A 12,624-nucleotide genomic window follows, 5' to 3' on the forward strand; every position below is an offset into this window, starting at 1 on the left:
GAGCTACATCACCATGGCAGGGATGTTACTGAAAAGCCGCTCGGTGAAGTCGACGATCAGGCCGATCAGCCAGGGCCCGGCGAGTACCAGCACGGCAAAGACGGCAAGGATCTTGGGAATGAAGGTCAGCGTCATCTCATTGATCTGGGTCGCTGCTTGAAACAGGCTCACCAGCAGGCCGGTGAACAGGGCAACGAGCAGGATCGGCGCGGCGAGAAACAGCGTGACCCGCATTCCCTGATAGGCCATGTCCATCACGATTTCCGGGGTCATGTCCGCTCCTCGGATCAAATAAACGTCAAGTCAAATAGAAGCTTTGCGCCAACGAGCCGACGATCAACTGCCAGCCGTCGACCAGCACGAAGAGCATCAGCTTGAAAGGCAGGGATATGGTGACCGGCGGTACCATCATCATGCCCAGCGACATCAGCGTGCTGGCCACTACCAGATCGATGATCAGAAACGGAATGAAGATGGTGAAACCGATCTGAAAGGCAGTCTTCAACTCGCTGGTCACGAAGGCGGGAAGCAGTACGCGCATGGGTAGCTCCTCCGGCCCCTGGAGAGGGCCAACATCGGCTAGCCGTACGAACAGGGCAAGGTCCGGCTCGCGAGTCTGGGCCAGCATGAACTCGCGAAAGGGTTCCTGGGCCAGGGTCAAAAATTGCTCGAAGTCGATACTTTCGTTGCTCAGCGGCACCCAGGCGGTGTCGTAGACCTGGTTGAGCACCGGCGACATGATGAAAAACGTCAGAAACAGCGCCACGCCGAGCAGCACCTGATTCGGCGGTGTTGCCTGAGTGCCCATGGCCGTACGCAGTAGGCTGAGCACGATGATGATGCGCGTGAAGCTGGTCATCATCAAAAGCATCGCAGGCAAGAAGGCCAGCGAGCTGAGAAAGAGGAGGGTCTGTAGCGATAGTGACCACTGCTGACCACCGCCTTCGAGGGGTTGGGAAACCACACCGGGCAGCTGTTGGGCATAGGCCGGGACGGCGAGAAGCGCCAGCGCTAGGCCAGCGGCGAGAATAACCGCGAGTAAAGGGCGTCTCTTCGGGCAGGACATGCCGCCTCTCATGGGGTTGGGTCGTCGTCGACGGCGTTATCGGAAGAAGGCGCGGCGCGTTTACCGCGCTGGCGCCGAAGGGCGTGTGCCATACGCTGGGCAAAGGGCGAGGCGGGCGTAGATACAGGCTCCACGCTTGCTGCAGGCAGCTCGTGCAGCTTAGTCACCGTGCCGCCGCCCACGCCGAGCACCAGCCAGGTCGCGTCCACCTCGACGATCACCACCCGCTCGCGGCTGCCCACGGCGGTGGTGGCCACTACCTTGAGCGGCATGCCGTGAGGATGGCGCTGAGTCTGCCAGCGTTTGAGTAGCGCCGTGGCGAGCAATATCAGCACGATGACGACGATTAAAGCTGCCGCCGTCTTGCCGAACAGTGCCAGCCCCGCCATGGCATCGACGCCGCCGTCGAGCGCCGAGGAAGTCGTCGCCTGCGTGCTCATCGGTTGAGCTTGTGGATGCGCTCAGAGGGAGTGATGATCTCGGTCACGCGGATGCCGTACTTGTCTTCGATCACCACCACCTCGCCTTGAGCGATCAGGTAGCCGTTGATCAGAATGTCCATCGGCTCCCCGGCCAAGCCCTCGAGTTCGATGACCGACCCCTGGGCCAGTTCGAGCAGCTGCTTGATGGTCAGCCGGGTGCGTCCAAGCTCGACGGTGAGCTTGACCGGGATGTCCATGATCATCTCGAGATCGCGCGTTTGACCTGCGTCCACGCTGGCACTCAGCGGACGGAAAACGTCGTCACTGGCCGGGCGTGGAGTGGGTGCTTGCGCGCTCGCGGCGGGCTCGTCCGATGCGCTCTCTTCGGCGGCCTCCTGTTCGGCCATGGCGGCAGCCCACGGATCTTCGTCGGCCGCGCTCTCGGCTGCCGTACTCTCTGCTCCCGTACTCCCTGCAAGCGTATCCTGCTCCGACATGGCCGCTGCCCAATCGTCTTCTGAGATGCCCTGATCAGGCTTTTTCGGGTCCGTCATGGGTTGGATTCCTTGGCTTTCTGGCGCGTGGACGCTTTGATGAAGTCGTTCGTCGTGACATTGTTCATGGCGGCGTGGTCGAGCATGCGCAGTACGCGCAGCGCGCGTTGCTGACGCTGGCTACCGTATTCGCACTCCATGACCGGGACGCCGTCGACGCTGGCGGTCAGCGTGTCGGGGATCTCGAGCGGCAGTACGTCGCCCTGCTTGAGCCCCATGACCTGCGCGATGCGGCTGGGAATCTGGGCGAACTCGGCCACCAGCTCCACCTCCGACTGGCGCAGCTCCGAGGCCATGCGCCGCGACCAGCTGCCGTCCTGATCGTGGTGGCTGTCGTTGATCGGGTTGGTCAGCAGATCGCGCAGCGGCTCGATCATTGCGTAGGGCATGCAGATCTGGAAGTGGCTCATCAGGTTGCCGACTTCGAGATTGAACTTGGTGTTGACCACGATCTCGTTGGGCGAGTTGGTGATGTTGGCGAACTTCGACTGCACCTCCGAGCGTAGAAAACTGATCTCCAAGGGGTGCACGACTTTCCAGGCTTCCTGATAGGCGTCGATTGCCAAATTCAGCACGCGCTGGATGATGCGCTGCTCGGTATTGGTGAACTCGCGACCGTCCGATTTGGTGAGAAAGCGGCCGTCGCCGCCGAACAGGTTGTCCACCACCATGAACACCAAATTAGGTGGAAAGACCACCAGGGCCGAGCCGCGCAGTGGTTTCATCGCCACCAGATTGAGGTTGGTAGGCACCGGCACGTTGCGCGAGAAGTCGCTGAAGCTCTGGTAACGTACCGACTCCACGGTGATATCCGCGCTGCGCCGGATCAGGTTGAACAGGCCGTTGCGGAAATAGCGCGCAAAGCGCTCGTTGATGAAGTCCAGCGCGTGCAAACGCTCGCGAATGACACGATGCTGGGTCGAGGGATCGTAGGGCTTGATGCGCCCCTCGTCGGTCGACGCCGACGGCGTGCTGCTCGGCTCGTCGTCGCCGCTGACGCCCTTGAGCAGCGCATCGATCTCTTCCTGGGAGAGTAGATCGTCCTGTGACATGAACGGCTCCGTCCCGCGGTTATTGCACGATGAATTCGGTGAACAGCACTTCGCGCAGATCGAGCGGGGGCTGGTTCTCGGTCAAGGGTACCGACAAGCGGTCGATGATGTCGCGCCCAAGCTGCTCTTTGCCCTCGACCGTGGTCAAGTCGCTAGCCTGCTTGCTGGAGAGCAAAATGAGCAGGCGACTGCGCACCTGAGGCATGTGCTCGGTGAGGATCTGAGTGGTTTCGTCGTTGCCCACACGCAGGGTCATTCCCGTGTAGAGCAGGCGCGAACCCAAGCGATCATCGGCCAGATTGACGGTGAAAGGGTCGATGCGCAAGAACAGCGGCGTTTCGCGCTGCGCCACGGGTTCGCTCTTGCTCTCGTCGCCTCCACGCTGGTCGAGCACCATATAGATGGCCGCTGCCGCTCCAATCGATGAGAGCAGCACCAGTATGATCATTACCCATAGCAGTTTCTTGGAACCGCCGCTTGATTCAGCCATGTAAGCTTCCCGTTATCCCATGTGCGCGTCGCGCCCGCCCATTATGCCCAACGCCGCCCTTGGCGGTGAAAGGAACAGGCTCGCTTGGCGCGGCTATCTTTTGGTTTAAGCCCTAAGTCTTCAGTCCTAGGGTCAAGGCCTAGGCGTAAAGGTCGATGCGCCCATCCAGCGTCATACTGCGTGGACGCTGCGCCGCGGTACCCTCGTCAAGCGTCATCGGCTCGTCGCCGCTGCCACCGGCCATCCCGCGACGAGCACTGCTCTGGGCGAAGGCCTCTTGTTGGTCGCGCCTCTGGTCACCCACCGAGGTGTCGCTCAGGGTGATGCCTTGCTCGGCGAGGGCTTCGCGTAGCTGCGGCAGGGCGTGTTCGAGCACTTGGCGCACCTGGGCGTGGGCCGAGACGAAGTGAGCCTGGGTGCCCTGTTCGCCCACGGTTAGCGCAATCGATAGCGGGCCAAGCTCGGCCGGATGAAGCTGCATCTGAACGTGCTGCTCGCCGCCGCGCTGGATGAACTGAACCAGCTGTTGGCCCACCTGTTGCGGCCAGGCCGGGCTCTGCACCGGCGTCGCCACGCTCGTTTGAACGGTAGATGCGGGGCTCATTGGCAGGCGCGGCGACGCAGCGTCTGCTGCGCCCACCAGCGGTGCCATGCTGGTCGACGGCTCCTCGAAGCGGGTCGTCAAGGGGGCGGTAAGTGGCGCCATGGACGGCCATGCAGGTGTGGCGGGTTCGGCGCGTAGCATAGCCGCGGCGTCAAGCTGGGAGGCAGCGGGCTGCCACGTTGTGGTCTGAGCTTGCGTTGCTAACGGTGCAGATGCTAGCGAGAATGGCGCCGTGCGAGATGCGGAATCGACCGCCGGGCGAGCATCGCGCTGCCCCTGGAACGCGGCGATAAGGGTGGCAGCATCGCCCTCGCTGATCGCGAGCAGCTCGGCGATCTGTTTCACACCCTGAGGCGATGCGCTAGGCGCGCTCGACGGTGCAGGCGCGGCGAAGGCCGCCATTAGTGCCAAGCGCTGGGCGATCTGATCGAGGCCACTGGTCTCGCCACCGCTGCCATCGACCATCCCGCGACGAGCGCCGCTTTGGGCGAAGGCCTCTTGTTGATCGCGCTTCAGTTCGCCCACCGAGGTGCCGCTTAGGGTAATGCCTTGCTCGGCGAGGGCTTCGCGTAGCTGCGGTAGGGCATGTTCGAGCACTTGGCGCACCTGGGCATGGGCTGAGACGAAGTGAGCCTGGGTGCCCTGTTCGCCCACGGTCAGCGCAACCGATAGCGGGCCAAGCTCGGCCGGATGAAGCTGCATCTGAACGTGCTGCTCGCCGCCGCGCTGAATGAACTGAACCAGCTGTTGGCCCACCTGGTGTGGCCAAGCCGGGCTCTGCACCGGCGTCGCCACGCTCGCTTGAGCGGTGGGTACGGGGCTCATTGGAAGACGAGGCGCCGCAGCGTCTGCTGCGCCCACAAGCGGTGCCATGCTGGTTGACGGCTCCTCTGCGGAGGTCGTTAAGGGGGCGGCAAGTGTCGCCATGGACGACCAGGCAGGTGTGGTGGGTTCGGTGCGTAGCGTAGCCGCGGCGTCAAGGGGAGTGGCGGGCTGCCACGTCGTGGCCTGAGCCTGTGTCGCTAACGGTGCCGATGCCAATGCAAATGGCGCCGCGCGAGATGCGGAATCGGCAGCCGGGCGAGCATCGCGCTGCCCCTGGAGCGCGGCGATAAGGGAGGCAGCATCGCCCTCGCTGATCGCGAGCAGCTCGGCTATCTGTTTCACGCCCTGAGGCGAAGCGCTAGGCGCGCTCGATGGTGCAGGCTCGGCGAAGGCCTCTTGTTGGTCGCGCCTCTGGTCACCCACCGAGGTGTCGCTTAGGGTAATGCCTTGCTCGGCGAGGGCTTCGCGTAGCTGCGGTAGGACGTGTTCGAGCACTTGGCGCACCTGGGCGTGGGCCGAGACGAAGTGGGCCTGGGTGCCCTGTTCGCCCACGGTCAGCGCAATCGATAGCGGACCGAGCTCGGCCGGATGAAGCTGCATCTGAACGTGCTGCTCGCCGCCGCGCTGAATGAACTGAACCACTTGGTGTGGCCAGGCCGGGCTCTGCACCGGTGCCGCCACGCTCGTTTGAGCGGTGGGTACGGGGCTCATTGGAAGACGAGGCGCCGCAGCGTCTGCTGCGCCCACAAGCGGTGCCATGCTGGTTGACGGCTCCTCGGCGCGGGTCGTCAAGGGGGCGGCAAGTATCGCCATGGACGACCAGACAGGCGTGGCGGGTTCGGCACGTAGCGTAGGTGCGGCGTCAAGCAGGGGAGCGGCGGGCTGCCACATCGTGGGCTGAGGTTGCGTCACTAACGGTGCCGATGCCAGTGCAAAGGGTGCCGCGCGAGATGCGAAATCGACCGCTGGGTAAGACTTGGAATTGGCAGCCGGGCGGGGCATGGAATCGACTGCGGGGCGAGCATCGCGCTGCCCCTGGAGTGCAGAGATAAGGGTGGCAGCATCGCCCTCGCTAATCACGAGCAGCTCGGCGATCTGTTTCACACCCTGAGGCGATGCGCTAGGCGCGCTCGATGGTGCAGGCTCGGCGAAGGCCGCCATTAGTGCCAAGCGCTGGGCAATATGATCGAGGCCGCTGGTCTCGTCGGTTGTGCCATCGTCGGCTGCTATCCCTGCCGCATCGAGCGTCGTCCCGGGCAGCGTCGCTTCGGTTTGTATACCAAGGTCTGCCAGCAGCTCAGCCAGTGCTCCGGCGTCCAGTTCGATGTCTAGACCATCGAGCAGCGCGGCAAGCGCTTGCTCGCCCTCGGCGTCCGTGGCGAGCGCGTTGTCGTCGCCCAGAGTGAACCGGTCGGACAGCGCCGAAGCGGCGGCGCCCAGCGCGCGTTGAAACCCGGCGCTAGAAGTTGCCGTCGTTTCTGGCGTGGCGTTGGATGCGCCTGCGCTTTGAAAGGTGGTGAGTAGCTGTTGGATGTTCATGCGTCGATTCCTCGCATCCGCTAGGCGCGGCGTCAGTGGGCGCCGTCGTGGCGCTGGCGGGCGATGCGGCCGTTGACCAGTTCGTCGTTGCTTTTCTGTTCGTGACGAGTCAGACGCTGATGCTCCTCCCGCTGTCGACGCGTGGCCAGTGTATCGTAAGAGGAGAGGCGCCGCTGCTCCTGCTGCCAGGTTTGCTGGCGCTGCTGTACGCGCTGCTGCTGCTCCAGCAGCGCCTGGCGCGCCCGGCTCAGGGCGGCGTCGAGCGAGGCCAGAAACTGCTGGTAGTTGTACATGGTGGCCGGGTCGATGCCTTCGCACATGGCCGTTTGCAGGCGCTCGGCGTACTCGGCGCGGTACTGGGTCAGCGCTGCAAGCTGGGAGGAGGCCTGCTGCTCGGTCTGGCGCTCCTTGGCGAGCGACTGTCCGGCTTGATCGCGTGCTTCCTGGGCCAAGCGGGTCAGCATGTCGAGTTGTGATTTCATCGAGCCTCTCCTATCACAGCCGTGAACCTATCAGGGCCTCAAGCGCGGCGCGCGAGGCGTCGAGGGGAGCGCATTCGTTGATGCCCTGCTGCAAGAAGCGCTCCAGCGCGGGAAATTGATTGACCGCCTCGTCCAGGCGCGGGTCGTGGCCCGGGGTGTAGGCGCCCACGCTGATCAGGTCGCGGTTGCGCTGATAGCGCGAGAACATCTGTTTGAACGCCCGCGCCTGACGCTGCTGTACGTCGTCGGTGATGGCCGTCATCGCTCGGCTGATCGAGGCTTCGATGTCGATGGCGGGGTAGTGCCCCGCCTCGGCCAGCGTGCGTGAAAGCACGATATGGCCATCGAGGATGGCGCGCGCCGAGTCGGCGATGGGGTCCTGCTGATCGTCGCCTTCGGTCAGCACAGTATAGAACGCGGTGATCGAGCCGCCGCCGCGTTCGGCATTACCGGCACGCTCCACCAACCCGGGTAGCTTGGCGAAGACGGAAGGTGGATACCCCTTGGTCGCTGGCGGCTCGCCGATGGCTAGCGCAATCTCGCGCTGGGCCATGGCGTAGCGGGTCAGCGAGTCCATGATCAATAACACGTTGCGCCCTTGGTCACGGAAGCCCTCGGCGAGCCGGGTAGCGTAGGCTGCTCCCTGCAAACGCTGCAGCGGCGAGGTATCGGCGGGGGCAGCGACCACCACGGCGCGCCGCCGCCCTTCGGGGCCGAGAATATGGTCGATGAAGTCCTTCACCTCGCGTCCGCGCTCACCGATGAGTCCGACCACGATCACGTCGGCCTCGGTATAGCGCGCCATCATGCCCAAGAGCACCGACTTGCCCACCCCGGAGCCCGCGAACAGCCCCATGCGCTGGCCACGCCCGACGCTCAGCAGCGCATTGATCGCGCGGATGCCGACATCGATTTGGGTGTCGATGGGGGCGCGTGCCATGGGGTTGAGCGGCGGCTTGGAGAGCGTGACCTGAGGCGCTTCGTCGATACTTTCGCGATCGTCCAGCGGTTTGCCGCTGCCGTCCACGACGCGCCCCAAGAGTTCGTCGCCGATGGGAAAGCGCCGCGCGCTCTGGCCACTGCCATTGCCAAAGGGCGTCACGCGCGCGCCGGGCATCAGCCCGGAGATCTCCTCCAGCGGCATGAGAAAGAGTTTGTCACCGGCAAAACCCACCACTTCGGCTTCAGCGACGTGGTGACTGTCGCGCGATAGGCCATCGCTGCTGGGAAGCTCGATGCAGCAAGCGCTGCCCACGGCCACGCGCAGGCCAACGACCTCGATGACCATGCCCGTAGCGCGCACGACACGGCCGCTGGTCGTCACGCGCGGCTGCTGGAGAACGCGTTGACGCGTGCGGCGTACGACCGTTTGCCAGCGGTGTTGGTGAGGGCAGCGCGGGGCGTTCATGGCATCGACCTCCTACTCCGCAGCATCAGGCGTGGCGCTATCGGCAGGGGCGGGCAGCTGGGCGCGAACGGCCTGCCAACGGCTTTCGAAGGTGGCATCGAGCTCGCCTTGCGCACTGGTCACGCGGCAGCCGCCGCGGGCAAGTTGAGCATCCGGCTGTAGCTTCCACCCGGCCGCCTTGAGCTCATCGCCAAGGTGTTGCGTTACCAAGGCGTGATCTTCTGGGTTGAGCCACAGACGCTGCTGGCCCACCAGCGGCGGTTCGCTATGCAGCAGTGCGCGAACGACGTCGAGAATGTGCTCGGGGGTGGCGTGCAGCGCCTCGCTGGCCAACTGGCGGCCCGTGGCCAGGGCCAGCTCGGTCAGGTCGTGGGCGAGCGTTTCGTCGAGGCGCTCGAGTGCTGCGCTAAACTGCTTGGCCAAGGCTAGTAGCGGTGCGGTGGCTTTGTGGATCTCTTCGTCGAGCGTTTCGCGTGCCTGCGCGCGCCCCTCGGCGAGCCCTTGCGTCAAGCCTGCCTCTCGGCCCTGCTCGAAGCCCGTTTGATGGCCTGCCTCTTCGGCTTCGCGGCGCCAGCGCTCTAGCAGCGCCTGACGCTCGTCGGCTTCGCGCTGGCGAGCGGCTTCGGCGGCCTTTTGCGCGGCGAGAACCTTGCGCTGCTGTAGCTGCAAGGCGCTGTCTGGGTGGCTGCTTGCGGGCGCGTTGCCAAGCTCCTCCATCTGCCAGCGCTGCCAGCGACCGCTACGGTCGTAATGCGCCGAGGTCGAATCAGACATATTCGTCGTCTCCACCGGCTAGCACGACCTCCCCTGCATCGGCGAGGCGGCGCACCACCTGCAGAATGGCCTTCTGCTCGTTCTCCACCTGAGAGACACGGATGGGGCCACGGGCTTCCATGTCTTCGCGCACCAGATCGGCCGCGCGCTGGGACATGTTGCGCAGGAACTTGTCCACCAGCGCGTCGGGGGCGCCCTTGAGCGCCACCACCAGCGAGTTGGTCTCGATCTGCTGGAGCACCAGTTGGATGGCGCGGTTGTCCAGATCGAGCAGATTCTCGAACAGGAACATTTCGTCGATGATCTTCTGGGCCAGGTCTTCGCTGTGAGCGCGAACGGTTTCGATGGCCGTCTCTTCCTGGGCCGAATTCATCAGGTTGAGGATCTCGGCGGCGGTTCTTACGCCGCCCATCTTGCTGCGCTTGAGGTTCTGGCCGTCGAGCATGCCGGAGAGCACCTCGGTCAACTCCTGCAGAGCGGCAGGCTGAACGCCGCTGAACGTGGCGATACGCAGTACCACGTCGTTGCGCAACTTCTCCTGGAACAGTTCGAGAATGGCGGCGGCCTGATGGCGATCCAGATGGACCAAAATGGTGGCGATGATCTGCGGATGCTCGTCGCGGATCAGCTCGGCCACCATCGACGCTTCCATCAGGTTGAGCGAGTCGATACCCGAGTTGCTGCCCGTACTTTCGAGAATGTCCTCGATCAGGCTGCTTGCGCGCTCGCTGCCCAGCGCCTTGGTCAGCACCGAACGGATGTGCTCGCTGGAGTTTAGGTTGAGCGCCACGAACTCTTCGGTCTCGCGGTGGAAGGCGTCGAGCACGGCGCGCATGTCGTCGTGAGACACCTGCTGCAGCCTAGCCATCTCCATGCTGATCTCCTGAACCTCGCTGGCGCTCAGGTACTTGAAGACCTCGGCGGCGCTATCCTCGTCCAGGGCCAGTAGCAGAATGGCGCTCTTGCGCGCGCCGCTCATCTCGGTGACTACACTACTCATGATGGTTCATCCAGCTGCGAATGATCATGGCGACCATGCGAGGGTCTTCCTGAGCCATTTCGCGTAGATCGTTGAGGTTGTTTTCGTAGAGCGAGGTCTTGCGCCGCCGTTTGGGCTTGGCGTAGGTCTCGTCTTCTTCATCCTCTGGCGTATCGTTAAACGGCTCTTCGTCGTCCCCGATGCTCGTTGACAGCGTGCCGCCGGGCGTGGCCGCCACCACCACGGGCGCTGCGGTATAGCGCTTGATCAGCGGGCGCAGAATCAGCCAGTAAAGCAGCAACGCGGCCAGGGCGACGAGCAGATAGCGGCCGAGCTCGGCGGCAAGCGCGAGCGTTCCGGGCTGGCGCCACCAGGCGATCTCGACGGCGTCAGCGGCATCACTGGCGAAAGCCGAGTTGACTACTTCGATGGCATCGCCACGGGCATCCGAGAAGCCCATGGCCTGGCGTACCAGACGCTCGATCTGGGCGATTTCATCGGCGCTCAACGCGCGGTTGACCCACTCGCCGTTGTCATCGCGCTCGCGACGGTCGTTGACCACCACGGCAGCGGTGAGTCGCTGCACTTGGCCCAAGCGGTGTTGGACGTGTTCGATGCTGCGGTCGACTTCGTAGTTGACCACGTCGTCCTGCTGCAGATGGCGCAGCGCCTCGGGAGGCGCGGTGTCGCCGTCGTCGGCATCTTCGTCCGGCGGGTCGATGAAGGAGGGTGCCGTACCGGGAGGCGTGTTGCTCAGCGCGCCGGGAATGCCGGAAGCTAGCGGGTCGTCGCCGTCGAATGAGAGGCTCAGTTGGCGGCTACGCACGGCGGCTTCGTTGGGGGGCTGGTTGGGCCCGTAGCGCTCGGACGTCTGCTCGCGGCGCGAGAAGTCGATCTGTGCGGCGACCTGGGCGCGCACGTTATCGGCGCCGAGAATCGGGGTAAGAATGCGCTCGATGCGCTGCTGATAAGAGCGCTCGACCTCGGCGATGTAGTTAAGCTGGGAGCCATCCAGGTCGTTGCTGGCGCTGTTGGCCGACAGCAGGCGCCCGTTTTGGTCGACGACGGTGACGTCGTCCGGCGATAGCTCGGGAACGCTGCTCGATACCATGTGGATGATGGCGCTGACTTGTCCTTGGCCGAGCACGCGACCAGCCAGCAGCGTCAATACCACCGAGGCTTTCGCAGGCTCACGGTCGCGAATGAACACCGAGGGTTTGGCAAGGGAGAGATGCACGCGCACGCGCTCGACCGGACCAAGCGATTCGATGGAGCGCGCAAGCTCACCCTCCAGGCCACGCTGGAAATTGACCTGCTCGGCAAACTGACTGATACCGAAGGCCTGATTCTCCATCAGCTCGAGTCCTAGATTGCCACCGCGCGGCAGTCCCTGCTCGGCGAGCTGCAGGCGCAGCATGTGCACCTGCTCCGCAGGTACTAGTAGCGCTTGGCCGCCTTCGCTGAAGCGATAAGGAATGGCGCGGCTATCCAGTTCGTTGATGATGCGACCGCCGTCGGCTTCGGAGAGGTTGCTGTAGAGCACGCGATAGTCGGGACTGCTGGCCCATAAAAACAGGGCCGCGACGATGGCGATACAGGCGGCACCAGCAATGAGTAGCGCCACGAGTGGGCTGCCCTTGAGCTGTGACAGGGCACGCGCAACGGCCCCGTTGGCGTTGCCGTTCGCGGCATTGGTTGGCGTCGTATTGGTTTGGCGGCCTGGCGCAGTACCGGTATCGCTCATGCGCGCCCTCCCACGAGAAGCGCAGAGAGGGCGAGGCGGTCAGCACCGGGGGGCGTTACCCAAGAAGGCATTGGCAATCATCCGTCTATCGCGGTTATCCGCCGGTGGTCGGGGGCGGAATTGTGATGGACGCCATTATCCTGAGCCCCGTCTAGCCTAAAGGAGGGAACAGCTTGGCTTTTTATACGTAATTGGGCGTATGGCGGCCGCCACCCCGGTGATAGCCTCTCGCCATGTCATCAATGGGCTAAAAGCCAAGCAGGCGGCGACAGTTTACTGATTTCCAGCTTTCTTATTTCAGGGTGTGGCAAGGCGAGCGTATGGACTCTTCCAACATGGCGTCGGCACTGACGCAGATGCATCAGCTGGCAACGCAGGCTTCAGGCGCGTCGCTCAAGGCAGCGGTGGCGCCAGAGCAGGCGGGCAGTGCTGGGTTTGGCGGTGAGCTGGCAGCCTCCATTCGGCGTATCAATCAGCTGCAGCAGGCCTCCAATGCCAAGGCCACGGCCTTTCAGGCCGGAGACCCTAGCGTCGAGCTCAACGATTTGATGGTCGACATGCAAAAAGCCAGCGTCGCTTTCCAGATGGGGCTACAGGTTCGCAACCGCCTGGTTACCGCCTACCGTGACGTTATGAACATGCAGGTGTAGGCGCCGCGCCGTAAAGACGGGCGCCGCTAATGACG

The 12,624-nt window shown here is 63.9% G+C and carries 13 protein-coding genes; 1 reads left to right on the plus strand and 12 read right to left on the minus strand.

Annotation, left to right across the window (positions count from 1 at the left end; translation table 11 throughout):
• Positions 1–3: 3 nt before the first annotated feature.
• From fliQ to fliF, 12 genes are all read right to left on the minus strand, one after another.
• Positions 4–273, minus strand: coding sequence for a flagellar biosynthesis protein FliQ (gene fliQ / locus LLY24_RS13040; RefSeq protein WP_259036745.1), 270 nt, complete (start codon positions 271–273; stop codon positions 4–6).
• A 25-nt stretch (positions 274–298) separates the two neighbouring features.
• Positions 299–1,066 carry a flagellar type III secretion system pore protein FliP gene (fliP, locus tag LLY24_RS13045; RefSeq protein WP_259036746.1) on the minus strand — a complete coding sequence of 256 codons (768 nt, stop codon included), beginning with the start codon at positions 1,064–1,066 and terminating at the stop codon, positions 299–301.
• 8 nt (positions 1,067–1,074) lie between these two features.
• Complete coding sequence (gene fliO / locus LLY24_RS13050; RefSeq protein ID WP_259036747.1) at positions 1,075–1,506, minus strand: flagellar biosynthetic protein FliO; 432 nt, start codon at positions 1,504–1,506, stop codon at positions 1,075–1,077.
• Entirely contained in the window at positions 1,503–2,042 is a 540-nt protein-coding gene (gene fliN, locus LLY24_RS13055; protein ID WP_259036748.1) for a flagellar motor switch protein FliN, read from the minus strand. Before fliN ends, fliO begins: the two co-directional genes overlap by 4 nt.
• Entirely contained in the window at positions 2,039–3,094 is a 1,056-nt protein-coding gene (gene fliM / locus LLY24_RS13060) for a flagellar motor switch protein FliM (protein ID WP_259036749.1), read from the minus strand. Before fliM ends, fliN begins: the two co-directional genes overlap by 4 nt.
• Before the next feature lie 19 nt (positions 3,095–3,113).
• A complete protein-coding gene (gene fliL, locus LLY24_RS13065; RefSeq protein ID WP_259036750.1) occupies positions 3,114–3,584 on the minus strand; it encodes a flagellar basal body-associated protein FliL in 471 nt (156 codons plus the stop codon).
• A gap of 139 nt (positions 3,585–3,723) precedes the next feature.
• Entirely contained in the window at positions 3,724–6,552 is a 2,829-nt protein-coding gene (locus tag LLY24_RS13070; RefSeq protein ID WP_259036751.1) for a flagellar hook-length control protein FliK, read from the minus strand.
• Between the two features lie 32 nt (positions 6,553–6,584).
• The gene (fliJ, locus tag LLY24_RS13075; protein ID WP_259036752.1) at positions 6,585–7,034 is read right to left on the minus strand and encodes a flagellar export protein FliJ; all 450 of its coding nucleotides are present in this window, start codon (positions 7,032–7,034) and stop codon (positions 6,585–6,587) included.
• 13 nt (positions 7,035–7,047) lie between these two features.
• Positions 7,048–8,442, minus strand: coding sequence for a flagellar protein export ATPase FliI (gene fliI / locus LLY24_RS13080; protein ID WP_259036753.1), 1,395 nt, complete (start codon positions 8,440–8,442; stop codon positions 7,048–7,050).
• Between the two features lie 12 nt (positions 8,443–8,454).
• On the minus strand, positions 8,455–9,216 hold the full coding sequence (locus LLY24_RS13085; RefSeq protein WP_259036754.1) for a flagellar assembly protein FliH: 762 nt from the start codon (positions 9,214–9,216) through the stop codon (positions 8,455–8,457).
• Positions 9,209–10,216 (minus strand): flagellar motor switch protein FliG, encoded by a 1,008-nt coding sequence (gene fliG / locus LLY24_RS13090; protein WP_259036755.1) that lies wholly within the window; start codon positions 10,214–10,216, stop codon positions 9,209–9,211. The genes LLY24_RS13085 and fliG overlap by 8 nt, the downstream gene beginning before the upstream one ends.
• A complete protein-coding gene (fliF, locus tag LLY24_RS13095) occupies positions 10,209–11,939 on the minus strand; it encodes a flagellar basal-body MS-ring/collar protein FliF (RefSeq protein ID WP_259036756.1) in 1,731 nt (576 codons plus the stop codon). The genes fliG and fliF overlap by 8 nt, the downstream gene beginning before the upstream one ends.
• A 320-nt stretch (positions 11,940–12,259) precedes the next feature.
• Here fliF and fliE point away from each other — a divergent pair, with 320 nt between their 5' ends.
• Positions 12,260–12,589 carry a flagellar hook-basal body complex protein FliE gene (gene fliE, locus LLY24_RS13100; protein WP_259036757.1) on the plus strand — a complete coding sequence of 110 codons (330 nt, stop codon included), beginning with the start codon at positions 12,260–12,262 and terminating at the stop codon, positions 12,587–12,589.
• The last annotated feature ends 35 nt before the right edge of the window (positions 12,590–12,624 follow it).

This window comes from Halomonas dongshanensis (assembly GCF_024790395.1).
In the GTDB taxonomy this organism is placed as follows: Bacteria; Pseudomonadota; Gammaproteobacteria; order Pseudomonadales; family Halomonadaceae; genus Vreelandella; species Vreelandella dongshanensis.